Origin of the sequence: Mesorhizobium sp. B2-3-11, assembly GCF_006442215.1 — a bacterium.
Taxonomy (GTDB): Bacteria; Pseudomonadota; Alphaproteobacteria; order Rhizobiales; family Rhizobiaceae; genus Mesorhizobium; species Mesorhizobium salmacidum.
The window spans coordinates 45358-67192 of the sequence record NZ_VFVS01000007.1 but is presented as its reverse complement, the minus strand read 5'-3'; the positions used below and the strand labels follow the sequence as shown (position 1 = coordinate 67192).

Below are 21835 nucleotides of genomic sequence, written 5' to 3'. Positions count from 1 at the left end.
CTGTCAATCCGCCGCTGATGATGTCCTGAGCATCATGCCGGCGATCTCCTTCGTCAGTTTGGCGGCGACAAGCGCCGTCACATTGGAGAGGTCCTGGCTCGGATTGTATTCAACGATATCAGCAGCAACGATCGGCTGGTTGACGCCTTGAATCAGGTTGATGACTTGCCGTGTCGACAGCCCGCCAGGCTCACGATGGGAGACGCCGGGCGCAAAAGCAGGATCGAGCCCGTCGATATCCATCGAGATATAGACGGGCGTCTTGAGATCAAGGGACAGGCTTTCGCTGAAATGCGCAGCCTCCACGACCTCTACGCCAAAGCGCTTGAACTGATCGCGGTGATGGTCGTTCACGGTGCGCAAGCCGATCTGGATCAGGCGGTCGGCAAGCCGCTCCTCCATGATCCGTGCGAAAGGCGATGTGTGCGAACGCGGATTGTCACCGTAGGCATGATAGATGTCGGGGTGGGCATCGATGTGAACGATCGTCAGGCTTGGATGGCGACGGCGCACCGCACGCAGCACCGGCCAGGAGATGGCGTGATCGCCGCCCAGGCTGATCAGGGGGTGGCCTGCGTCCAGCGCGCGGTCGACTTCGCTCTCGATCCGCTGCCAGGGATCGCCCGGTTGGGCGAAGTCGATGTCGCCATGATCGACGAAACGGCCGGTCAGGTCGAAGCCGGTCTCGCTCCATGAGGAGTAAGGATCGCTGATGAGTTCGCGCCTGATGAGCGGTGGCGCCTTAGCAGCCCCCTGAAGATAGGACGAATTCTCGTCATGCGGTATTCCCAGAAGCGAAATCGCGCCGGTCATCGACACTCTCCCATTTGCGACGGACGACTGCCTCTATAGGGACGGGAGTTGGCGTTCGCGACCGCTGGTGTTTGGGCCAGAGGTGGAATCGGGAACGGGAAATCAGCAGCGCTAGGCGCCCAGGTCTTCCGCCTTGCGCAGCCACACCTTGTTGTCGTGGAAGGCAGCGCCGCCGTAAGGGGCGGGCGCATCGGCTCCCGTCAGCACGTTGATGCCTTCGCCGCGCTCATGCGCGCTGTTCGGCCAGATGCCTTCGGCGATCACGACACCGCGCTTGATACCGTCGAACAATTTGGCGTGCAGCACCACCTCGCCGCGCATGTTGCCGATCTCGACACGATCGCCGTCGGCAAGATCGAGAGCCGCCGCATCGTCAGGATGCAGCAGGAGCTCCGGGCGGCCCTCCTTGACCTTCGACACCGGTGTCTCGGAAAAGGTCGAGTTGAGGAAGTTGCGCGCCGGCGAGGTCGACAGCCGGAACGGATGCGCTTCGTCGGCCACTTCGATCAGATCGACATGATCGGGAAATTCGGGCAATAGCGCCACCGGGCCGAACAACCCCATGCTCTTCGGCGGCCGGTTGGGAGCCGCCTGCCCGGTCCAGTCGGCGCGGAAGCGGAATTTTCCGTCTGCGTGACCAAAGCCCCGGATGAAATGCGCCGTGTCGAAATCCGGCTGCAGGTCGATCCACTTCTCGTCCTTCAAGGAGTCGAAACTGCCCAGCCCGCGCTTGCCAAGAATGATGTCGATATGCTGCTGTTCGGTGAGGCCGAAGCCCGGCCTGTCGGCGACACCGAGGCGCTCGGCCAGTTGCTCGATGACGAAATGGTTGGTGCGCGGCCCTTCCGGTGGCTCGATCAGCTTGGGGCCGAGCGTGATGTGCTGGTTGCCGCCGCCCTTGTAGATGTCGTCGTGCTCGACGAACATCGTCGCCGGCAGCACGACGTCGGCCAGCTTGGCAGTGTCGGTCATGAACTGCTCGTGCACGCAGGTGAACAAATCGTCGCGCAGGAAACCCTGTTTCACCAGCCGCTGCTCGGGCGCGACATTCACCGGATTGGTGTTCTGGATCAGCATCGCCGTCACCGGCGGTCCGCCATAAAGCGCGTCGCTGGCGCCGGTCAGCACCGGGCCGATACGCGAATGGTCGAGATAGCGGATCGAGGGATCACGCATCCTCGTGCCTTCGAGCACATCCTGGTTGAGTTTGAAGATGCCGGAATTGGAATGGAAGGCGCCGCCGCCCTCATACTGCCAGGCGCCGGTGACGGCGGCGATGCAGGACGCCGCATGCATGTTGACGGCGCCGTTGCGCTGGCGCGCAAAGCCGTAGCCGAGGCGGAAATATGTTTTCCTGGTCGTGCCGACCAATCGCGCGAAGGCCTCGATCTCGGCAACGCCAAGGCCAGTGATGGCAGAGGCCCATTCCGGCGAGCGCGTCTTCAGGTGCGCTTCCAGTCCTTTCGGATCGTCGGTGTATTTTTCGAGATAGGCGCGGTCGGCCAAGCCTTCCATGAACAGGACATGCATGACAGCACAAGCCAGCGCGCCATCGGTGCCGGGCTTCAGGACCAGGCCCATATCGGCCTGTTTCATGGTCGCGTTTTCATAGACGTCGACGACGACGATTTTCGCGCCACGTTCCTTGCGCGCCTTGATGGCGTGGGTCATGACATTGACTTGCGTCACCACCGCATTGGTGCCCCAGATCACGACGCAATCGGATTTGGCCATCTCGCGCGGGTCCGGTCCGCGCAAGGCGCCTGCCCCCATCATCCAGCCGGTCCATGCGAGATTGGTGCAGATCGAGCCGAAGAAGCCCGAGTACTTTTTTGCATGCCGCAGCCGGTCGATGCCGTCGCGCTGCACCAGCCCCATCGTGCCTGCGTAATAGTAAGGCCAGACCGTCTCCGAGCCATACTTCTCCTCGGCCGAGATGAACTTTTCGGCGACGAGGTCGAGTGCGGCCTCCCAGCTTGATTCCTGCCAGACGCCCTCGCCCTTGGCACCCTTGCGCACCAGCGGCTTCAGCAGACGGTCGGGATGATGGATGCGGTCGGCATAGCGCGCGACCTTGGCGCAGACGACGCCCGCCGTATAGCTGTTGGCCTTAGCGCCATGGACACGCCCGATGCGGTTGCCATCGAGCAATTCGACCTCGAGCGCGCAGGTCGACGGACAATCATGCGGACAGGCCGAATGGCCGATGCGAAGGTTCGCGTGCTGGTTCATGGGGGCAAACTAGCGGTTTATGACGGCCACGTGTAGGGCCAGATGGTGCCTTCCCTTCTCCCCTTGTTGTGGGAGAAGGTGGATCGGCGCGCAGCGCCGAGACGGTTGAGGGTGTTCCAGCGGAATGAGACGCTGGCGTTCCCTGGAACACCCCTCATCCGTCGCCTTCGGCGACACCTTCTCCCACAACAAGGGGAGAAGGGAGAATCGCTCTCCCTACTCCGCCGTGCCTTCCTCATACTCCGCGGACATGGTCAGCCATTTTTCTTCGTGGCCGGCAAGCGTCTGCGCAAGCTGCGAGCGTTCCTTGGCGAGCCTTGTCGCCGTCGACGGATCCTTTTCGTAGACCGCCGGGTTGGCGAGTTCGTCCTCGATGCCGTCGATGCGCTTGCGGATGCGGTCCATCAGCGCCTCGGTGGCGCGGATTTCCTTGGCCAACGGTTCGAAGGCGGCGCGGCGCGCGGCCGCATCGCGGCGGCGGTCGGCTTTTGACGCCTTGTCGGCCTCCCGCTTGCCGCGACGGTCGCCGGAGATGCCGGTGACCAGCGTCTTGTAGTCCTCCAGGTCGCCGTCATACGGATTGACCGCGCCGTCCTTCACCAGCCAGAGGCGGTCGGCGGTCGCCTCGAGCAGATGGCGGTCGTGCGAGATCAGGATGACGGCGCCGGGAAATTCGTTGAGCGCATGGATCAGCGATTCGCGGCTGTCGATGTCGAGATGGTTGGTCGGCTCGTCGAGGATGAACAGGTTCGGCCCCTCGAAGGCGGACAGCCCCATCAACAGCCGCGCCTTCTCGCCACCGGACAGGTCCTTGGCGGGCGTGTTCATCTTCTCGGTCGTGAGGCCGAATTGGGCGACACGGCCGCGCACTTTCGATTCCGGCGCCTCCGGCATCATCCGGCGGACATGCTCATAGGCGTTTTCCTCAGGGCGCAGATCGTCAAGCTGATGCTGGGCAAAGATCGCCACCTTCAGCCCGGGCGCCACCGTCATGGTGCCGGTCTCCTGCTTCAGACGGCCCGACAGCAGCTTGGCGAACGTCGACTTGCCATTGCCATTGGCGCCAAGCAGCGCGATGCGGTCGTCGGCGTCGATGCGCAGCGTCATCTTCTTCAGGATCGGCTGCCCTTCGGTATAGCCGACATTGACGTTGTTCAGCGCAACGATCGGCGAGGCCACCGTCTTCACAGGTTCGGGGAAAGAGAACGGCCGCACCGTGTCGTTGACGATGGCCGAGATCGGCTTCATCTTTTCCAGCGCCTTGATGCGCGACTGTGCCTGTCTTGCCTTGGAGGCCTTTGCGCGAAAACGCTCGACGAAGGATTCCATGTGCTTGCGGGCGGCTTCCTGCTTGACCCGGCCCTTTTCCTGCAATTCCTTCTGCTCGGTGTACTGGCGCTCGAACTGGTCGTAGCCGCCGCGCCAGAACGTCAGCTTCTTCTGGTCGAGGTGAACGATCGAATTGACCGCACGGTTGAGCAGATCGCGGTCGTGCGAAATCAGAAGCACGGTGTGCGGATACTTTGAAACGTAGTTCTCAAGCCACAGCGTGCCTTCGAGGTCGAGATAGTTGGTCGGCTCGTCGAGCAGCAGGAGATCCGGCTCGGAAAACAGCACGGCGGCCAACGCCACGCGCATACGCCAGCCTCCGGAGAAGGACGAGGCCGGACGGCGCTGCGCGGCGTCGTCGAAGCCGAGGCCGGCGAGGATGGTGGCCGCGCGCGACTCGGCCGAATGGGCGTCGATATCGGCAAGCCGCATATGGATGTCGGCGATACGGTGTGGATCGGTGGCGATCTTTTCTTCTTCCAGCAACGCCGTGCGCTCAAGGTCGGCCTTGAGCACGATCTCTATCAGCGGGTCCTCGGTGCCAGGTGCTTCCTGCGCCACCTGGCCGATGCGCGTATTCTTCGGCAGGCTGATCGAGCCGGTCTCGGAGGGAAAATCGCCTGTTATAGCCTTGAACAGCGTCGTCTTGCCGGTGCCGTTGCGGCCGACAAGACCGGCCTTGGTGCCGGCCGGCAAGGTGAGCGAGGCGTGGTCGAGAAGCAAGCGCCCCGCCATGCGGAGCGAGAGGTCATTGATGATAAGCATGGTCGCGCTTTTGCACTGGACATCAACGCTTCGCAAGACCTTGCGGGCCAGTTGGCCGCACAAGGCCTGGAAACGGCGCACATAATGCGCCGCCAGAGCAGCCGATCAGTGATCTGCCATACCGGCCAGCAAGGCCTCAGGCAGTGGCCTTGCCACGCTTTGTCGCCTTGGCCACCACTGCTGGCGCAGCGGCCGGCTTGCGGCCAAGTCCCGTCGATTTCGCCAGCGCCGACCGGGTCGCCGAGTAATTCGGGGCGACCATCGGATAATCCGGCGGCAAACCCCATTTGGCCCGATAGTCGTCCGGGCTCAAACCATGGTCTGTCCTGAGGTGTCGCTTGAGCGACTTGAACTTCTTGCCGTCCTCCAGGCAGATGATGTAGTCGGGAAACACCGACTTTTTCGGATTTACAGCCGGAACCAGGCTCGGGCTTTCCACGACGGCCGCGCCAGCCAGCTTTCGGACCGAGGCGCTAACGCTGGCAATCAGGTCAGGCAGGCCAGAAGCCGGAAGCGGATTGTTGCCTACATAGGCCGAGACAATATCGGCGGTTAGCTCGATAACGGTCTTATCCTCGATATTTGACAATTCTTTCACCTTATTTGTGACAAAGTCATCTACCCCGGTGAAGACTTTTGTCGATGTATCTCTTTAACCGCGTCCCCCGACGGACCGCCAAGTCCCAAAACGAATCAAGACTTGGCATCAACTACCTTTATGGGAAATCGACGTCGCGCAAATTAGAAAATCTAATACTTCGAAGCGACAGACTTGGTTGTCCGACCATCCGCCAATATCTCAAGAATACGCTTCCAGCGGGCACAACGCCCGAAATCCTTCTGCTCAATCGCCTTTTCAGCCTTCATCGCGGCATAAAGTGGTGCCTCCGCGCCGAATTCCTTGATGAGCCAGTGCGCTTCCTGCCTGGCGAGACGCTCATTGTCGTCAAACATAGTCTTGCGCCTCCGTACGCTCCAGGCCGACGGCGACACAACTGCCGATCACGAGGACGGCTCCGGCAATGGCGGTCGCCGTCAGCCGTTCACCGGACAAGGTCAGCAGCAGCGTCGAGGCAATCGGCGTGAGATAGGCGACGACAGCGACCTTGCCGCTGCCTCCGAGCTTCAAGGCGTGCGACCAGAAGTAATAACCCAGCCCCATCGGCCCGGCGCCGAGATAGAGCCCGAGGGCCAGATCCATCCCGGTGGGCCAGGCGACGCCTTCGCGAGCGGACCATATGAGTGTCAACGCGACGCCAACCAGCGACGAGGGCAACAACAAGCGGTCCGGCGAATTGGCGAGCCGTCCCACCATCACCGAATAGAAAGCCATGCACAGCGCAGATCCGAATGCGGCCAGATAGCCGGCGAGATCACCCTGGAACCAGGTGCGGTCACGTCCTCCCGAAATCACCAAGGCGACGCCGACGAACCCAAGGCCCGCGGCAAGGCCCAGCAAAGCCGGACGCCGGGGATTGTCGACGGCGATCACCGCCGCGGCAACCATCAAGGGCCAGGTGTAGGCCACGAGATTGGCTTCTATCACCGGCATCAAGGCAAAGGAGATATATTGCAGTATCATGGTGCCGACCAGACCGACAAAACCAACCGCGAGCGGCGCCAGCGCGGTGCTCGCCGTGACTGCCGCGGCTTTCTCGCGGCTCATCAACCGGATGACCGCGAACACCAGTGCGGCCCCTACAAATTGCAGGAATTGCACTTGCGACACCGGGTGACTGGCCAGCAGGGATTTGCCGACCAGCGCATTTGTCGACCACAACGCCACTGCGCCGGTGGCGAAGACCAGCACGGATACCGAGCCCGATCGATGCCGAAAGAACCGGCAAGGGCTATCCCTGTGGTCGACCATGATCCTGTCCGAAAACCGGTTTCCACTTTTCGGGGTCATGGGTCGTTACCATGATTCCCTGGCTCCGCCCGGAACCGGCGCTTCGGCAGGGGCCGGCGTCGGATGTTCCGCTTCGAACCGGCGATAGGCCGGCAGTTGGTTGGTCCACACGTCGTCGGCCAGTTCGTTGACCCACTCGCGGTCGTGATCGTTGTCGGCGGCAAGATAGAACATCCTGTTATCGTCGACATAGGGCTTGGCCACAGAGCGCTGGTTGAGCACCAGGGTGACGCGCTCGCCGAACTGGATCGGCGCAGTGCGATGCAGGACGCCGAGGAACTGCCCGAGCGTGGCGTAGTTCATCTTGTGATCGATGCGCATGATGCGGTTGCGCGGAATCTCGCGGCCGGATTCGAGAATGGCGCGGCCGGTCTCGGAATCGTCGCAATAGATTTCGAGCTGGCCGCCGACCAGCGGATCGCTGATCGACAGCGGAATGAGCTCGGTGACCGGAACGCCGTCGCAATGCCATTCGACGGCGCCATCCCTGGGGTTCATGAAGGTGACGGTCGAACCGACGATCGACAGCGGATAGGGCTCCAGCTTCGTGCCCATCATGTCGGAGAGCCGCTCCAGGCGCAACTTGTCGTTCAGCAACTCCTTGATTTCGGGGATGAAACGGTCGGCGCCGGTGATGAAGGTCAGGTCGAGGTGCTTGTGCACGGCATGACTGGCCTTGAGCTTCAGGGCGGCTTCCTCGATCGCGGCAAGCAGTGCCGGATCATAGCCATGCAGATACTGCGCAACGCCGAAGCTCGACACTTTCCAGGCGGTTTCGTGACCGATAATGGCCTCGCGGCTCATCGCATAGCGCAATTCGGGTATCGTATGTGCGTTCATTGTACTTCTCCAAGTGGGGGCAAACACTTGGTTAACAGTCGATTAAATTAGCTCCCCCTGTAAAATTAGGAATGCTAGTGCTACCATAAGCCCAGCTTAAGGTCGAAACCGTGCGTCTGCTCAGTCAGGTCAACCTCAATTCGCTGAAAATCGTCGAGAGTGCTGCGAGGCATGGCAATTTCACGCGTGCCGGCGAAGAACAGTTCATCACCGCTTCGGCGGTCAGCCAGCGCGTCAAAAGCCTGGAGGACCAGCTGCGCTTCAAGATTTTCCAGCGCGGCGGCAATGCAGTGTCGCTGACACCCGAGGGCGAGACCTATGTCTCGCGCGTTCGCGAGGCGCTGGAGCGGATCGTCGCCGCCAGCATGGAAGCGACCGGGCAATCACAGGAACATGTGCTGAAGATATCCGTACTGCCGACATTTGCCGCACGCTGGCTGTTTCCGCGCCTGCCACTTTTTCAGCAGCAACATCCCGATATCGTGATGCGAGTTTCGACCTCGTACGCGACGCATGAGTTCACGACTTCCGAATTCGATCTCGAAATCCGCTATGGCGACGGCCACTTCAACGGACTGCCATCGGACCTGTTGTTTCGGGAAGACCTGACGCCGGTGTGCAGCCGCAAGCTGTTCCATGAAGTTCTCGGCCAGAAGCCGCTGTCAAAGGTCACACCGGACGACCTCAAGCACTTCACGTTGCTGCATTCCGACACCTGCACCCAGAACTGGCAATCCTGGCTTGGTTTTGCTGGTGCCAGTTTTGTGCTCAGCGAGACCAAAAGCATCTATTTCGATTCGTGCATGATGTCCTACGAGGCGGCCAACTCAGGAATGGGTTTTGCCGTTGCCAACCGTGCCTATATGGTCAGCGATATCCGCGCCGAAAAGCTGATCGCTCCGTTTGCCGTTCATCATCCGAATACGGCCGGTTGGTACTTTGTCTCGCCCCACAAGAGCCCTGCCGCACGCAAGGTGCTGCTGTTCAAACAATGGGTGATGGCGGAAGCGGCCATGACGCAACGCCAGTTGGACAGTGAAGTCATCGACTTGGCTTCAGAGGCTGTCTGAATTCGAATAGGTCTCACTTGCCGCTCGGTGACCGCAGACGGCAAAAAATGCGACGGTAGCCCGCGCGAACCGCTCGCCCCGAATTTAAAACAAAACCATGTGGATCAGGCGAAGGCCCTTCCTTCCTCGGTGCGCTGGAAATGCGCCAGATCGAGCGGTACGGAAGGGCGGCCCAGAACCGTCAGGATCATATGCGCCTGGCCGCGGTGATGGGTCTGGTGGTTGAAGACATGAGCCAGCGCGGGCGCCAGGCGCTGCGAGACGGTGCGCATGTCCGATACGGTCATATAGGTGAAACGACCCGACAGCGCCTTGTCGTTCAAGCCGCCGAGCCAGTCGATAATCCGCCGGTCCTCGGCCTCGCGCGCTGTCCTCAGGACAGGCAAGGCCCGGTACAATATGGCGTCCAATGTCGTCGGCGCGGCGCCTTCGCCGGTGAAGCGTTTCATCCAGATGCGATCGGCGGCGAGCAGGTGGTTGAGCGTGCCCATCAGCGAGCCGAAGAAGGCGCCGACGTCGCGATTGAATTCCTCATCGTTGAGATCGTCGGCGGCATCGTAGATGCGGCCATTGGCCCATTGATTGTATGCCGCAAACATCATGAAGTGCTGTTTCATCTTTTTCCCGCCGCGCCTGTTTCGGGTGTCGGGAGCGATACCTAGACCGCAAAGGAACCGGCGCCAATGACCATTCTGCTTTATGATCTCGTCGGGCGTGACGAGGGCCGTCCGTTCAGCCCACATTGCTGGAAGGCAACGATGGCGCTGGCCCATAAGGGACTTGATGCCTCGACCGCGCCGACGCGTTTTCTCGAAGTGCCGGCCATTGAAGGCGGTGTCTCGAAAACCGTTCCGGTTATCCGCGATGGCGACAAGGTCGTCGCCGATTCCTTCACCATCGCGCTCTATCTCGATGAGGCCTATCCGGATCGCCCGACGCTGTTTGGCGGCGAAGGCGGCAAGGCGATGGCGCGCTTCACCGAGCGCTGGTCGCAATTGACCATCCACCCTTATGTCACCACCGCGGCGGTCGTTGACCTTCATGCCATGCAAGACGAGGAGAACGCCTCGTATTTCCGACAGAGCCGGGAGCAGCGCCTCGGCAAGCGGCTGGAGGACGTCGTCGCCGCACGCGACGCCGGCCTGGCAACCTTCCGGGCAGCGCTGGAGCCGCTGCGCTCCATGTTGAGCTACCAGCCGTTCATCGGCGGCGCCTCGCCGCTGTTTGCCGACTATATCGTCTTTGGCGCGCTGCAATGGGCGCGTATCGCATCACCTTACAAGTTGCTCGAAGGCAGCGACGCGGTAGCGCAGTGGTTCACCCGCTGCCTCGACCTGCATGGCGGGCTGGGACGAAAGGTTTCCGCCGCAGCGTGACGGACGCAAAGGCCTGCCTGCCCGCAAGGCAGCTCCAGCGCCGTCTACCTGTTGCGAAAATCAGCGGCGGAACAGCTGGCCTTATTTGGCCGCCTTCTTTGGCTTGCTGGCCTTCGGCTTGCTGGCTTTCGCGGCGGCCTTTTCTTCCTTGGGGGCTGCTTTTGTCTTGCCGGCGCCGGATGCCTTCTTGGCTGGCTTCTTGTCCGCCGACGGCTTCCCCGCGTCCTCCCGATCGACGTCGGCCGCCGCCTGGTGCCAATGGCGTTCGTGATGACCGGCCGGTCGCCCTTCTTCCTGCCAGATCTGATGTGCACGGTTGCGAATGCGCTCCTGACGATCGTCTGTCATGGTCATGTTGTCTCCCTTCGGGCCGACTTCAGCGCGGCGCCGACCGAGCGACTATAGCAAGCAAACCGTTGCTTTACAGCCATCTGATCCGCCTGCCTGCGGCGACCAGCCATGGAAGCGCAGACCGGTCCGGCGCTCGCTGTCGCTGGGCGTTCGTCGCTCGGAAAGCAAAAGCAATTGGCTTTCCGCCCGCTACGCGGACCGCTCCTCACCCCGCTCCTCACCCCCTTGGCAATAGGCCGGGCGGCTTGTATAGAGCCCGCCACTCTCAATTCAAATTCAGACAAGGACGACCCATGGCGCTCGAACGCACTTTTTCCATGATCAAGCCGGACGCAACGCGGCGCAATCTCACCGGCGCCATCACCAGGATGCTGGAGGAAGCCGGCCTGCGCGTCATCGCCTCGCGCCGGGTGTGGATGAGCCGCCGCGAGGCGGAAGGCTTCTACGCCGTCCACAAGGAGCGGCCGTTTTTCGGCGAGCTGGTGGAATCCATGTCCTCGGGCCCGACCATCGTGCAGGTCCTAGAAGGCGAGAGCGCCATTACCAAGAACCGCGATGTGATGGGCGCCACCAATCCGGCCAATGCCGCCGAAGGCACCATCCGCAAGGTGCATGCGCTGTCGATCGGCGAGAACTCGGTGCACGGCTCGGACGCGCCGGAAACGGCCGCACAGGAGATCAAGTACTGGTTCTCGGATACCGAGATCGTCGGCTGAGCCGACGGCATCAAATCCGATCTGGAAGGCCGGCGTTCAGCCGGCCTTTTTTCTGGAGTGCAATCAGCTTGCGGCGCTGAAGCGCAGGATTTCGCGGCCGTCCTTGTCCGATATGGCGAGCTTGCCGGCATCGACAGTGTATGACGCCGCGTTGGCCAACGCATCGAACAGGGCTTTTTCCTCGGCCATCACATTGGGCGCGCAGGCTTTGTAGGTCGAACTGATATCGCCGATCGCGATTGCCTGACCCTCGACCTTCGCCGTGGCAAAATAGGTGTTGCAGGGACCGTTGCCACCGGCCTTGCCGGCCTCGCTGATCCTGAAGGTCGCCTGCGGCGCGGTGACGGCGCCAATGCCGTCGACATAGTCGACCACCCAGAGCTGATCAAAGACGGAAGTCATTGGCTCCTTGCTGGGTGCGACCATCTTCAGCATGATGGTCTGTGGCGCGTCGGTCAGCGGATCGAGCTGATGGCGCACATCGGAAATGAACATCAGCCTTCCGTCCACGGTGATCCGGGCCCGCAGTGCATAGGTCATCTGCGGTCGGATGACAGAGGGGTCGAATTTGATCTCGAAGCTGATCGGCACCTGACCGGCGGGCCTGATCTTCTGTTGCCCGATGATTTTGGCGGGCGCGTCCGCCAACGAGACGTTGGCAAGCTCGACGGAAAGCACGGCGCTGGGTGGCAATGCGATGCGCTCGCGATAGATAACCTCGCCCCTCACCGCCTTTTCCGCGGCAAGGGAAAGCTCCGGCACCGCCAGGATGCCGACGACCAGCGGCACCAAGCCGAAGACGAAGAACTCGGCGATCCTGTCCAGCATGACCGTCTCCCTTGCCCAAATCAGTCACGTGACCAGTTGGCAGAAGGATTGCGGTCGTTCCGTGACGCCTGCACGGTAAACTATTCGGACGGCGGCTGCTTCCAGCGCCGAGCTGCCTCGGCGTCAGTTTCCTTGGCATCGACCCAGCCGCCCTCGGAGCCGTCGGTGCGATGCTCCTTCTTCCAGAAGGGCGCACGCGACTTGAGATAGTCCATGAGGAAGTTCGCCGCCTCGAATGCCGCCTGGCGGTGCGCCGAAGCGGCCACCACCAGCACGATGTTCGCCCCCGGCGCGATCTTGCCATGGCGATGTATGACGGTGAGGCCTTGCAGCGGCCAGCGCTCGGTGGCTTCGGTTGCGATGCGGCCGATCTCGGCTTCAGCCATGCCCGGATAGTGCTCGAGCTCGAGTGCCGAGAGAGCGCCCTGCTCGTCGCGGCACAGGCCGGAGAAGGTGACCACCGCGCCAATGTCGGCACGGCCCTGCGTCAGCGTGGCGATCTCGGCGGCGACGTCGAAATCCTGGCGCTGAATGCGCACGGTCGGCACCAGGACGGCCGGCATGAGTGTCAGCCCCCGGTCATCGGCGGGAACAGTGCGATCTCGCGTGCGCCCGATATCTTCTCGCGGTGATCGACATGTTCCTGGTTGATGGCGACGCGGATGACATCGGGATATTGCAGCGCGTGTTGGTACCCTTCGCCGCGCGATTGCAGCCAGCGCAAGAGGTCGGCGACCGTCTCGATGCCGGCGGGCAATTCGACATCTTCCTGCGATGTGCCGATCCGTTCGCGAACCCAGGCGAAATAGATGAGACGGGTCGTCATCTCACTCGTCCATGATGTGCTTGAGACCGGCGCGGAAATAGTCGTAGCCGGTGTAGAGCGTCACGAGGGCCGCGATCCACAACAGCACGAGGCCGGTCTGCGTGGTCAGCGGAAAGATCTTGTCACCGGCCGGTCCCGCCAGCAGGAAGGCGATGGCGACCATCTGGATGGTGGTCTTCCACTTGGCAAGTTGCGTCACCGGCACCGAAACCTTGAGCGCCGCCAGATATTCGCGCAGGCCCGAAACCAGGATTTCGCGGCACAGGATGATGATCGCCGCCCACAGCGACCAGCCGGCGATACCGGCATGACGGTCGGTGTCGGCCGCCAGCAGCAAGAGGCAGGTGGCGACCAGCAGCTTGTCGGCGATCGGATCGAGCATCTTGCCGATGTTAGAGGTCTGCTGCCAGGCGCGCGCAAAATAGCCGTCGAAATAATCGGTGACGGACGCCAGCAGAAAAATGACCAGCGCCGACCAGCGGGCGAAGTCGCTCGATTTCAGATGGCCCTCGAGAAAAAAGCACAGCACGACCAGCGGTACCGCGATGATGCGGGCGTAGGTCAGCATGTTGGGCAGGTTAAATGCGCGCTGGGCCATGTCTTCAGAGACTCTTTCTGCCTGCGTACTCAAATCAGAAGCGGATGTAGGGGGTCAACAGGCCAGATTCGACTGGCCAGCTGAAAGTGACGATTTTCTTCAGCTCTCGTGGAAGTGATTGTAGACCAGTTTCGCCACCTGTTCGGAAATGCCGTCGACCTTTCTCAGATCCTCGACTGCGGCACGGCTGACCGCCTTGGCGGTGCCGAAATGCAAGAGAAGCGCGCGCTTGCGGCCGGGCCCGATGCCGGCGATTTCGTCGAGCGGGCTCTTGACCATTTCCTTCTTGCGGCGGGCCCGGTGCGACCCGATGGCGAAGCGGTGGACCTCGTCGCGCAGCCGCTGGACGAAATAGAGGACGGGGTCGCGCACGGGGAGCGAAAACGAGTCCCTGCCCTTGACGAAGAAGCGCTCGCGGCCTGCATCACGGTCCTGTCCCTTGGCGATGCCGATGGCGACGACCCGGTCTTCGATGCCGAGATCCGACAGGATCTTGCGCACCGCCGTCATCTGGCCCTGGCCACCGTCGATCAGGATGACATCGGGCCAGGCAGGGAAGCTTCCGGAGATATCGTCTTCGATATCGTCACCTGAATCCGCCGAGGCAGTCTCGTCGGGAGCAACGTCGCCATGCTCCTTGAGCAGCCGTGAAAAGCGCCGCTCCATCACCTCGCGCATCATGCCGAAATCGTCGCCCGGCGTGATCTCGGTCGAGCGGATGTTGAATTTTCTGTACTGGTTCTTCACAAAGCCTTCCGGCCCCGCGACGACCATGGCACCGACGGCGTTGGTGCCCATAATGTGCGAGTTGTCGTAAACCTCGATGCGCACGGGCGGCTTGGTCAGGCCGAAGGTCTCGGCGAAACCAGCAAGCAGCCGCGCTTGCGTCGAGGTTTCGGCCAGCCGGCGGCCAAGCGCCTCACGCGCATTCTGCAAAGCGTTGTCGGTCAGATCCTTTTTCTCGCCGCGCTGCGGCACGGAGATCGCCACCTTGCGGCCGACGCGCGTCGAGAGCGCGTCGGCCAGCAGTTCCTGATCCTCGACGGTCTGCGACAGGAGAATGGCACGCGGCGTCGGCTTGTCATCGTAGAATTGCGCCAGGAACGAGCCCAGCACTTCCGATCCCTCCAGCGCCGGATCGGCCTTGGGGAAATAGGCACGGTTGCCCCAATTCTGGCCGGTGCGGAAGAAGAACACCTGGATGCAGACCTGGCCACCCTCCTGGTGGATAGCGAAGACATCGGCCTCGTCGACGGTAGCCGGGTTGATGCCCTGATGGCTCTGCACGTGCGACAGGGCCGCCAGTCGGTCGCGATAGATCGCGGCGCGCTCGAAATCGAGGTCTTGCGAAGCCTGCTGCATGGCAGCCGAAATCTCGGTCTTCACCTTCTGGCTGCGGCCGGACAAAAAGTCCTTCGCTTCGGCGACCAACTCGGCATAACCCTCATGCGAGATCTCGCCGGTGCACGGCCCGGCGCAGCGCTTGATCTGGTAGAGCAGGCATGGCCGCGTGCGGTTCTCGTAGAAGGAATTGGTGCAGCTTCTGAGCAGGAAGGCGCGCTGCAGCGAATTGATGGTGCGGCCGACGGCGCCCGCCGAAGCAAAGGGGCCGAAATAGTCCCCCTTGCGCGAGCGTGCCCCGCGATGCTTGTAAATGCCTGGTGAGACATGGTCGCCGGTCAAAAGGATATACGGAAACGACTTGTCGTCCCGCATCAGCACATTGAACCGCGGCCGCAGACGCTTGATAAGATTGGCTTCGAGCAGCAGCGCCTCGATCTCGGTGCGGGTGACGACGAACTCCATCGTCGACGTCTCGCGCACCATGCGGCCGATCCGGTTGGTGTGGAATCTGCCTTGCGCGTAATTGGTGACACGCTTCTTCAGGCTGCGCGCCTTGCCGACATAGAGCACGTCGCCGGCGGCGTTCATCATCCGATAAACGCCGGGCGCATTGGGCAGCCGCTTCACCAGCGTCTGGATTACCTCGGCGCCGATCATGCCTTCGGCGTCGCCGGCATGCGGCGCCCAGTCGATGGCCGTGAAGGCGACATCCGGGCCAACCGGTTCGACGATCTCCTCCAGCGCCTCGTCCTCGATGTCGATTTCGGGAGGAAGATCATCAGCGCCGCCGCGCGCCTTGTTCTTGTGATCCAAAGGACTCATTCCGCCATGCCTGTCACATCGGGCGTCTGCCATGCAAGATGCTGGCCGCCATCGAGCGCGATCATCTGGCCGGTGACCGAGCGCGTCTCCCAGAGATAGCGGATGGTGGCGCCGAATTCCGGCAATTCCGGGCCGCGCCTCAGAATGAGGCCAGCGACCTGCGCGTCAAAATCCGAATCGTCCTGGCGCACGTTCTTCAGCGTCGGGCCCGGCCCTATCGCATTGACGCGGATGCCGGGTCCGAGTGCCTGGGCCAGCATCTGCGTCTGGGTCCACAATGCCGATTTCGACAGCGCATAGGAAAAATAGCGCGGTGTCGGCCTCCAGACGCGCTGGTCGATGACGTTGACGATCAGCCCCTCCTGCCCTTCCGGCAGGGAACGGGCGAAGTTCTGCGCCAACAGCGCCGGGGTTTTCACGTGAATGGCAAAATGGCGGTCCCAGGCGTGCCAGTCGAAATCTTGCACGGAATCATCGACGAAGAGCGAAGCATTGTTGACCAGCAGCGAAATTGGGCCCAGCGCTGCTTCCGCTTGGCCGACGAGGTCGCTGACGGCATCCATGTCGGTTAGATCAGCCGCAACCACGGCGGCGCGGCCGCCCGACCGGTTAATCCCCGCGGCCAACGCATCCGCCTCATCGTGCGAGCGATTGGAATGGATGGCGACCGCAAAACCATGGCTGGCGAGGTCCTCGACGATCGCCTTGCCGATCCGTTTCGCCCCACCGGTCACCAGCGCCACGGCAGTGGCTTTGCTCATCTGCTGTCAATCCTCAATTTCGGCCCGAAACGCGATGCCGACGAAATGTGGCCCGGCATGCGTTAAACAGCGTTCGCACCTGGGGCAACATTGTGGCGAAGTGCCCGGTTCGGTATGCCGAGCCCTCCTGGACTCGGAACCATTGGATCGCAATATAGGTCGCTGGACTCCTTGCACCAAGCGGTGTGCAGCGCAGCGTGAACTTGCTGCTGACATTTCGCTGTTGCGAACATGCAACGTCAAGGTTCTGCCTCATTCGTGCCGGGGAATGACCCAAGTTCAGGTTCGGTTCAGCCGCATTTTGACACGACATTTGGAACCGACGAACGCCAGATCCGTTTCACCCCCCGGACGGGTCGATGGCGATCGTGAGAAACAAGCCTGTGTCCTGTGGCTTAAGGAGTAAAGAACAATGCAAGCCAATTTTAAATTCGCACGGCCGCTGGCTGTTGCGCTCGGGCTCTTCGCCCTCGGCGGTACCGCTTATGCCGCGGACGTCGTTTCGGAAGAGCCGCCGGCACCCGCTCCGGTTGCCGAACTTCCGGTCGCCTCGTGGGCCGGCCCCTATGCCGGTATCAACCTGGGCTACGGCTTCAGCGGCAAGACCAAGGAAAAGGATTTCGGCGTTTCGACCGATACCAAAGGTTTTGTCGGCAGTGTCTTCGGCGGTTATCAGTGGCAGCAGGAGAACTTCGTTTACGGCGGTGAAGCCGAACTCGGCTACAACGGCGTGAAGGGTGACGACAACGGCATCAACTCCAAGGGCGGCTTCGAAGGCTCGCTGCGTGCCCGTCTCGGCTACGCCGTGACCCCGGAAATCCTGCTTTATGGCACGGGCGGCCTCGCCGGCAGAAGCCTGAAGGTGGAAGACACCGTTCTCGGCGCCAGCGACACCGCCACCATGCTCGGCTGGACCGCCGGCGTCGGCACCGACATCAAGCTGACCGACAACGTGTTCGGCCGCGTCGAATATCGCTACACCGACTTCGGCAGCAAGAGCTTCGATGGTATTGGCAAGGTCAAGGCGACGGACAACCGCGTCACCTTCGGCCTCGGCATGAAGTTCTAAGTCGTTCAAGCCACGACACGAAAAGCCGGGCCTCGCGCCCGGCTTTTTTATGTCCGGTCGCTTACAGCATGTCGCGGCGAATAGGATTCGCCCGACCTCTGTAAGCTTTTGATTTTATGCATGTCGTTGTCCCGGAACCGAGGACACTTCCGAGCGACATGCATTAGGCCGGAACCACGGACTTCAGCTCCGGGAATTTTTCATCGAAGCGCGCCGCCCAGCGGATCAACCGGCTGCGCCCTTTCTCCCACTGACCGCCAAAGCGCAGCGAGAGGTAGCCGAGGCAGGCACGCAACGCCAACTGACCGGCCGTGATCTTCTTCGGCAGTTTTGGCGGATTGGCATTGAGCAGGTCGAGTGCTGCCGTGATCTTCGCCCACTGGCGGTCGAGCCAGGGCTGATAGACCATCTCTTCGGGGCGGGTGCGGCGCTCATAGACCATCGACAGCGCGCAATCGCAGACACCGTCGGCCAGCGCCTCCAGTACTTCCGCTTCCAGACGCTTGTCGGGATTGCGTGGAAACAATGCGTTCTTCGAAATCCGGTTGAGGTGCTGCGTGATGGCGCGGCTGTCGTGAATCGAACGGCCATCGTCGAGCACCAGCACCGGGATCTTGCCGAGCGGATTGGCGCCGATCAGTTCGGCCGGCCTGTCCTCGGTTCTGACCGGCACCTCCTCGAGAGCGATCCCGGCATAGGCCGCGGCCATCCTTACCTTGGAGCTGTAGGGAGAGGCGGACGCGTAGAGCAGCTTCGGCATGATCGGTTTCCTGTTTGCGACCGTCCAGTGTTGACTGGACAAACTCTTGCGATCAATCGCCAGAGTGCAAAAAACCAGCGACCAGAAACCTGCCGCGGTTTCCGTCTTGGCATCACGACAAACTGAACCGGCACACTAGGAAGTATCAGCGGGCCACGACAGCAAGCCGCCGGGTTTAAACCCCGCGTTCACACGTCACAGGAGCCCATACTTCACAGGCGCCAAAGCGTCGTGCCGAGAACCTTCGCCAACCACCGCAAGGGGCGAAAGAGAGTCGGGCGAGCGAGGCAGCCAACCGGCGCCTCGCTTTGCTTGCCCCTCGGCCCCTTCCCGATGCTCAGTCCCGAGGGCTGAACCCGTTGCCGAATATGCTCCGATCCAGAGCGTCAGAGCGCCCTTGCCGCATCCCGAAGGACACGCGACGCCCCAACGATCCGTCTACTTCTTGCCCGGAGCCTTCGCCTTCGCGGGCGCCGCCTTTGCCTTCGGCGCCGCGGCTTTCTTCACCGCCGGCTTGGTCGCGGCGGCGGCTGCTTTCGCACCCGGCTTGGCCACCGGCTTCTTGGCTGGTGCCGCTTTCGCTGCCGGCTTTGCCGCGGCCTTGGCGGGAGCCGCCTTCTTCGCTGCGGGTTTGGCTGCGGGCTTGGCCGCAGGCTTCTTGGCCGGTGCCGCTTTCGCTGCCGGCTTCGCCGCGGCTTTCGCGGGCGCCGCCTTCTTCATTGCCGGCTTCGCGACGGCTTTTGCCGCTGCCGCAGGTTTCTTCGCCGGTGCCTTGGCCGCGGCGGCCTTCGGCTTGGCGGCAGGCGCTGCTTTCTTCACTGCCGTTGCGGCCTTCGCCGCGACTGCTTTTGCGGGTGCTTTCTTTGCCGGTGCCTTGGATGCCGGCGCTTTAGATGACTGCTTAGCCATGTCATGCCCCTTCACGTTATGCCGATGGCCGTGAATGACCCCGGCGCGCAATGCATATCTGACTCGCGTCTCGCTAGCCAGCGAAGCAATGGTATGATTTTCTCAACTTAAATTTTGGTTGCGATCGACACACAATCACACTCATCACCGGAAAAATCCGCCGTTGATCTTCCGGCGTCGCCAGCAATTTGACACCGGCATTCCCGATGCGAGTTCGCCATGAAGCTCCAAAGATCAGCGAGCAACTTCACGCATGATCTTCGGTCGTGAATATCATCACTTGCCGTCTCATCGAGGCGATTATCTTTTGCAAGCGAGCGGTCCATGCGGATCACGAGCGCGATGCGACACCCGATCTGAAGATCACCTTGTCAAGCATGTTCCCCGCATCTGTTTTCTGATTGACAGAATACTCTGTATGACAGAGTATTCTGTCAGGGGATGTTATCGCGCCTTTGGTTTCGGCCATGCAAAGGCAAGTGACACACCGCTGGCAGAGATTGCCGGGTCACGCGGCGACAGCCCGAGGCTTTGCCGCATTGGAGCTTATTGATGAGCGCCGACGACATTATCCACCAGAGTACGCGGCTCAGGATCATGGCCGTCCTGAACACGCTGGAAAGGCGCGAGGCGCTTGAGTTCACCCGGTTGAAGGCCATGATCGAGACCACCGACGGCAATCTCGGGGCACATCTCGATACGCTGGCCAGAGCTGGCTATGCCGACATTGAAAAGCTCTTTGTCGGACGGCGGCCGCAGACACGGATCAGAGCCACGACGGCCGGACGGCGGGCCTTTCGCGGTCACATTGCCTTTCTTCGCAAGATCATCGATCAGGCAGAGGCAACGCAGCGCAGAAAATAGCTCTGCGCCGAGCGAACGTCTTTGAGCGGTTCACCGTCTCATGATACGGCGAGCCGCTCGTCCGACAATTGTCTATGGTGGCGGAATCGCCGCGTGCCGGCAGGCGTGTGGGTCTTCATCACGGCTGACAGCCGAGACAAATGGCGCCGAGCGCGACGACGGCGCAGGCGCCGACTCGCCGGGGCGTCAGCGTCTCGCCGAGAAACAACCGGCCGATGAAGGCCGCGAAGACGACGCTGGTCTCACGTATCGCGGTGATCGGACCGGCAGGCCCGAGCGCGAAGGCCGCCACCACCACGCCATAGGCCAGAAGCGCGAACAGGCCGCCGCCCAGCGCCTTCCAGGTTTCCGGTGCCCGCGCATCGACAGCGAGCCTGCCGCGACAGGCGACGAAGGTCGCCGGCAGCAGTGCGCCATAGGCCAGCAGGACCCAGGCGGTGTAGGCGCCGACATTGCCCGCCGCACAAACGCCGATCGCGTCCACCATCGCATAGGCGGCGATGATTGCCCCCGTTGCCACCGCATAGAGGATCGATGTCGTGGTGGCTCTTCCTCGCCCAAGCGAAAGAGCCATGATGCCGCCGCCGACCAGGGCAACGCCCACGGTCTCCAGAGCGGTGAGCTGCTGGCCGGCCAGCAGGAACCCGCCGAGCGTGACGAGCAGCGGCACGCTGCCGCGAACAATCGGGTAGACCTGTCCCAGTTCGCCATACCTGTAGGCGGCCACCAGAAATACGCTGTAGCCGACCTGCAGGCAGGCCGAGAGCCCGACATAGGGCCAGGCGGGCGTCGCCGGAAAACCATTGAAGATTGCAAGGGGAATGGCAAGCGCCGTGCTGGAGAAGCTCATGACGGTGACGGTCCACAACCTGTCGGCACCCGTTCGCAGAAAGGCGTTCCAGCTTGCGTGCAGAATCGCCGCGAACAGCGCGAGCCCGATGACCAGTGGGCTCATTGCGGCCTGCGCGAGGCGGCGATGATGTCCAAGGCAGCCTTGCGGGCGTCGCGGATGGCGGTGTCTCCCTGCCCCATCTGCGCCATCAGGGTCGCACCTTCGATCAGCATCAACAGGGTCGTCGCCGCACTCTCGGCCCGCCTGCGCGGCATCACCTGCTCGAGGATCGACTGCAGGCGCTGCCTGAGGCTATTCTTCTGCCTGGCGACAGCCTTGAACACCGGATGCTGGGGATCGCCGAACTCGGCCAAGGCATGGGCAAACAGGCAACCATGAAAATCCGGTCTGCGGAACCAGCGGCCATGCCAGTCGAAGATCTTTGCGATTTTCTGCTCCGGCGTGGTGCTCTCCCCGGCGAGCCGGTCGAGCTGATCGTCAAAACGCCTGGCGCGATAGTCGAGCACCTCGACGATCAGCTCGTCCTTGCTGGGGAAATGGCGATACATAGTCATCTTGGCCACGTCCGCCTCGGCGATGATGCGGTCGATGCCGGTGGCATGGAAACCGGCGCGCTTGAACAGCGCATAGGCCGTTTCGACGACATGCTGGCGTTTGTCGAAAGCAGGTGACGGTGTCATGCGCTAACCAAGTGATGAGACAGGTCTGTCTCATCACAGCGCACCGGAACGCCTCACCTGTCAACGCAGGACATCAAAGCGCCCGCGACCCCTTCAGGCCGCAGGCGGGAAAAGACCGGA

General features: G+C 62.0%; 24 protein-coding genes. 5 read left to right on the top strand and 19 right to left on the bottom strand.

Translation table 11 applies throughout. The features are described 5' to 3' along the window. Positions 1-3: 3 nt before the first annotated feature. The 7 genes from speB to FJ960_RS29460 all read right to left on the bottom strand — a co-directional run bounded on the left by speB (position 4) and on the right by FJ960_RS29460 (position 7888). On the bottom strand, positions 4-813 hold the full coding sequence (gene speB, locus FJ960_RS11885; RefSeq protein ID WP_140714065.1) for an agmatinase: 810 nt from the start codon (positions 811-813) through the stop codon (positions 4-6). A 111-nt stretch (positions 814-924) separates the two neighbouring features. Continuing rightward, positions 925-3045 (bottom strand): molybdopterin oxidoreductase family protein, encoded by a 2121-nt coding sequence (locus FJ960_RS11880; protein WP_140714063.1) that lies wholly within the window; start codon positions 3043-3045, stop codon positions 925-927. Positions 3046-3261: 216 nt separating this feature from the next. Next, the gene (locus FJ960_RS11875) at positions 3262-5139 is read right to left on the bottom strand and encodes an ABC-F family ATP-binding cassette domain-containing protein (protein ID WP_140714061.1); all 1878 of its coding nucleotides are present in this window, start codon (positions 5137-5139) and stop codon (positions 3262-3264) included. A gap of 136 nt (positions 5140-5275) precedes the next feature. Further along, positions 5276-5728: a MucR family transcriptional regulator gene (locus tag FJ960_RS11870; protein ID WP_140509900.1), complete on the bottom strand. Its 453-nt coding sequence runs from the start codon at positions 5726-5728 to the stop codon at positions 5276-5278. A gap of 161 nt (positions 5729-5889) precedes the next feature. Then, positions 5890-6093, bottom strand: coding sequence for a hypothetical protein (locus FJ960_RS11865; RefSeq protein WP_027144508.1), 204 nt, complete (start codon positions 6091-6093; stop codon positions 5890-5892). Next, the gene (locus FJ960_RS11860; RefSeq protein ID WP_140714308.1) at positions 6086-7009 is read right to left on the bottom strand and encodes a DMT family transporter; all 924 of its coding nucleotides are present in this window, start codon (positions 7007-7009) and stop codon (positions 6086-6088) included. The genes FJ960_RS11865 and FJ960_RS11860 overlap by 8 nt, the downstream gene beginning before the upstream one ends. Positions 7010-7054: 45 nt before the next feature. Next, entirely contained in the window at positions 7055-7888 is an 834-nt protein-coding gene (locus FJ960_RS29460; RefSeq protein ID WP_181166733.1) for a hypothetical protein, read from the bottom strand. A gap of 110 nt (positions 7889-7998) precedes the next feature. On the opposite strand from FJ960_RS29460, the gene FJ960_RS11845 reads away from it, so the two are divergent. Then, positions 7999-8958, top strand: coding sequence for a LysR substrate-binding domain-containing protein (locus FJ960_RS11845; RefSeq protein WP_140714059.1), 960 nt, complete (start codon positions 7999-8001; stop codon positions 8956-8958). Between the two features lie 104 nt (positions 8959-9062). Here the strand turns inward: FJ960_RS11845 and FJ960_RS11840 are convergent, their stop codons facing one another. Then, complete coding sequence (locus tag FJ960_RS11840; RefSeq protein WP_027144513.1) at positions 9063-9575, bottom strand: DinB family protein; 513 nt, start codon at positions 9573-9575, stop codon at positions 9063-9065. A 66-nt stretch (positions 9576-9641) separates the two neighbouring features. Between FJ960_RS11840 and FJ960_RS11835 the strand changes: the two genes are divergently transcribed. Beyond that, positions 9642-10334, top strand: a complete 693-nt coding sequence (locus FJ960_RS11835; RefSeq protein WP_140509892.1) for a glutathione S-transferase family protein — start codon at positions 9642-9644, stop codon at positions 10332-10334. 81 nt (positions 10335-10415) lie between these two features. On the opposite strand, the gene FJ960_RS11830 is transcribed toward FJ960_RS11835, so the two are convergent. Further along, positions 10416-10688, bottom strand: coding sequence for a DUF2934 domain-containing protein (locus FJ960_RS11830; protein ID WP_140509890.1), 273 nt, complete (start codon positions 10686-10688; stop codon positions 10416-10418). A gap of 290 nt (positions 10689-10978) precedes the next feature. Here FJ960_RS11830 and ndk point away from each other — a divergent pair, with 290 nt between their 5' ends. Beyond that, complete coding sequence (gene ndk / locus FJ960_RS11825) at positions 10979-11401, top strand: nucleoside-diphosphate kinase (RefSeq protein ID WP_027144516.1); 423 nt, start codon at positions 10979-10981, stop codon at positions 11399-11401. 63 nt (positions 11402-11464) lie between these two features. On the opposite strand, the gene FJ960_RS11820 is transcribed toward ndk, so the two are convergent. From FJ960_RS11820 to FJ960_RS11795, 6 genes are all read right to left on the bottom strand, one after another. Continuing rightward, a complete protein-coding gene (locus tag FJ960_RS11820) occupies positions 11465-12229 on the bottom strand; it encodes a YbaY family lipoprotein (RefSeq protein WP_140714057.1) in 765 nt (254 codons plus the stop codon). Positions 12230-12309: 80 nt separating this feature from the next. After that, on the bottom strand, positions 12310-12792 hold the full coding sequence (locus tag FJ960_RS11815; RefSeq protein WP_140714055.1) for a molybdenum cofactor biosynthesis protein MoaE: 483 nt from the start codon (positions 12790-12792) through the stop codon (positions 12310-12312). 5 nt (positions 12793-12797) lie between these two features. After that, positions 12798-13055 carry a molybdopterin converting factor subunit 1 gene (gene moaD / locus FJ960_RS11810; protein WP_027144520.1) on the bottom strand — a complete coding sequence of 86 codons (258 nt, stop codon included), beginning with the start codon at positions 13053-13055 and terminating at the stop codon, positions 12798-12800. 1 nt (position 13056) lies between these two features. Further along, entirely contained in the window at positions 13057-13653 is a 597-nt protein-coding gene (gene pgsA / locus FJ960_RS11805) for a CDP-diacylglycerol--glycerol-3-phosphate 3-phosphatidyltransferase (RefSeq protein ID WP_010915213.1), read from the bottom strand. Positions 13654-13752: 99 nt separating this feature from the next. Continuing rightward, the gene (gene uvrC, locus FJ960_RS11800) at positions 13753-15819 is read right to left on the bottom strand and encodes an excinuclease ABC subunit UvrC (RefSeq protein ID WP_140714053.1); all 2067 of its coding nucleotides are present in this window, start codon (positions 15817-15819) and stop codon (positions 13753-13755) included. After that, positions 15816-16580: an SDR family oxidoreductase gene (locus FJ960_RS11795; RefSeq protein WP_140714051.1), complete on the bottom strand. Its 765-nt coding sequence runs from the start codon at positions 16578-16580 to the stop codon at positions 15816-15818. The genes uvrC and FJ960_RS11795 overlap by 4 nt, the downstream gene beginning before the upstream one ends. A 412-nt stretch (positions 16581-16992) precedes the next feature. On the opposite strand from FJ960_RS11795, the gene FJ960_RS11790 reads away from it, so the two are divergent. Further along, positions 16993-17649 (top strand): outer membrane protein, encoded by a 657-nt coding sequence (locus tag FJ960_RS11790; protein WP_140509883.1) that lies wholly within the window; start codon positions 16993-16995, stop codon positions 17647-17649. Between the two features lie 163 nt (positions 17650-17812). Here FJ960_RS11790 and FJ960_RS11785 read toward each other — a convergent pair whose 3' ends face one another. Together FJ960_RS11785 and FJ960_RS11780 are read right to left on the bottom strand one after the other, a co-directional pair. Then, the gene (locus tag FJ960_RS11785; RefSeq protein WP_140714049.1) at positions 17813-18409 is read right to left on the bottom strand and encodes a glutathione S-transferase family protein; all 597 of its coding nucleotides are present in this window, start codon (positions 18407-18409) and stop codon (positions 17813-17815) included. Positions 18410-18847: 438 nt separating this feature from the next. Beyond that, positions 18848-19228: a hypothetical protein gene (locus FJ960_RS11780; RefSeq protein ID WP_181174214.1), complete on the bottom strand. Its 381-nt coding sequence runs from the start codon at positions 19226-19228 to the stop codon at positions 18848-18850. Between the two features lie 642 nt (positions 19229-19870). Here FJ960_RS11780 and FJ960_RS11775 point away from each other — a divergent pair. Beyond that, the gene (locus FJ960_RS11775) at positions 19871-20182 is read left to right on the top strand and encodes a transcriptional regulator (RefSeq protein ID WP_140714045.1); all 312 of its coding nucleotides are present in this window, start codon (positions 19871-19873) and stop codon (positions 20180-20182) included. Positions 20183-20300: 118 nt separating this feature from the next. Here the strand turns inward: FJ960_RS11775 and FJ960_RS11770 are convergent, their stop codons facing one another. Together FJ960_RS11770 and FJ960_RS11765 are read right to left on the bottom strand one after the other, a co-directional pair. Beyond that, positions 20301-21137: a DMT family transporter gene (locus tag FJ960_RS11770; protein WP_140714043.1), complete on the bottom strand. Its 837-nt coding sequence runs from the start codon at positions 21135-21137 to the stop codon at positions 20301-20303. After that, the gene (locus FJ960_RS11765; protein WP_140714041.1) at positions 21134-21715 is read right to left on the bottom strand and encodes a TetR/AcrR family transcriptional regulator; all 582 of its coding nucleotides are present in this window, start codon (positions 21713-21715) and stop codon (positions 21134-21136) included. Before FJ960_RS11765 ends, FJ960_RS11770 begins: the two co-directional genes overlap by 4 nt. Between the last annotated feature and the right edge of the window lie 120 nt (positions 21716-21835).

What these genes read in the sequence shown, in the direction of transcription:
- FJ960_RS11835 (WP_140509892.1), top strand. Translation starts at nt 9,642, where the DNA reads ATGACCATTCTGCTTTATGATCTCGTCGGGCGTGACGAGGGCCGTCCG.
- FJ960_RS11770 (WP_140714043.1), bottom strand. Translation starts at nt 21,137, where the DNA reads ATGAGCCCACTGGTCATCGGGCTCGCGCTGTTCGCGGCGATTCTGCAC.
- FJ960_RS11820 (WP_140714057.1), bottom strand. Translation starts at nt 12,229, where the DNA reads ATGCTGGACAGGATCGCCGAGTTCTTCGTCTTCGGCTTGGTGCCGCTG.
- FJ960_RS11790 (WP_140509883.1), top strand. Translation starts at nt 16,993, where the DNA reads ATGCAAGCCAATTTTAAATTCGCACGGCCGCTGGCTGTTGCGCTCGGG.
- uvrC (WP_140714053.1), bottom strand. Translation starts at nt 15,819, where the DNA reads ATGAGTCCTTTGGATCACAAGAACAAGGCGCGCGGCGGCGCTGATGAT.
- FJ960_RS11860 (WP_140714308.1), bottom strand. Translation starts at nt 7,009, where the DNA reads ATGGTCGACCACAGGGATAGCCCTTGCCGGTTCTTTCGGCATCGATCG.
- moaD (WP_027144520.1), bottom strand. Translation starts at nt 13,055, where the DNA reads ATGACGACCCGTCTCATCTATTTCGCCTGGGTTCGCGAACGGATCGGC.
- FJ960_RS11815 (WP_140714055.1), bottom strand. Translation starts at nt 12,792, where the DNA reads ATGCCGGCCGTCCTGGTGCCGACCGTGCGCATTCAGCGCCAGGATTTC.
- pgsA (WP_010915213.1), bottom strand. Translation starts at nt 13,653, where the DNA reads ATGGCCCAGCGCGCATTTAACCTGCCCAACATGCTGACCTACGCCCGC.
- FJ960_RS11880 (WP_140714063.1), bottom strand. Translation starts at nt 3,045, where the DNA reads ATGAACCAGCACGCGAACCTTCGCATCGGCCATTCGGCCTGTCCGCAT.
- FJ960_RS11830 (WP_140509890.1), bottom strand. Translation starts at nt 10,688, where the DNA reads ATGACCATGACAGACGATCGTCAGGAGCGCATTCGCAACCGTGCACAT.
- FJ960_RS11785 (WP_140714049.1), bottom strand. Translation starts at nt 18,409, where the DNA reads ATGCCGAAGCTGCTCTACGCGTCCGCCTCTCCCTACAGCTCCAAGGTA.
- speB (WP_140714065.1), bottom strand. Translation starts at nt 813, where the DNA reads ATGACCGGCGCGATTTCGCTTCTGGGAATACCGCATGACGAGAATTCG.
- FJ960_RS11840 (WP_027144513.1), bottom strand. Translation starts at nt 9,575, where the DNA reads ATGAAACAGCACTTCATGATGTTTGCGGCATACAATCAATGGGCCAAT.
- ndk (WP_027144516.1), top strand. Translation starts at nt 10,979, where the DNA reads ATGGCGCTCGAACGCACTTTTTCCATGATCAAGCCGGACGCAACGCGG.
- FJ960_RS11875 (WP_140714061.1), bottom strand. Translation starts at nt 5,139, where the DNA reads ATGCTTATCATCAATGACCTCTCGCTCCGCATGGCGGGGCGCTTGCTT.
- FJ960_RS11775 (WP_140714045.1), top strand. Translation starts at nt 19,871, where the DNA reads ATGAGCGCCGACGACATTATCCACCAGAGTACGCGGCTCAGGATCATG.
- FJ960_RS29460 (WP_181166733.1), bottom strand. Translation starts at nt 7,888, where the DNA reads ATGAACGCACATACGATACCCGAATTGCGCTATGCGATGAGCCGCGAG.
- FJ960_RS11865 (WP_027144508.1), bottom strand. Translation starts at nt 6,093, where the DNA reads ATGTTTGACGACAATGAGCGTCTCGCCAGGCAGGAAGCGCACTGGCTC.
- FJ960_RS11765 (WP_140714041.1), bottom strand. Translation starts at nt 21,715, where the DNA reads ATGACACCGTCACCTGCTTTCGACAAACGCCAGCATGTCGTCGAAACG.
- FJ960_RS11795 (WP_140714051.1), bottom strand. Translation starts at nt 16,580, where the DNA reads ATGAGCAAAGCCACTGCCGTGGCGCTGGTGACCGGTGGGGCGAAACGG.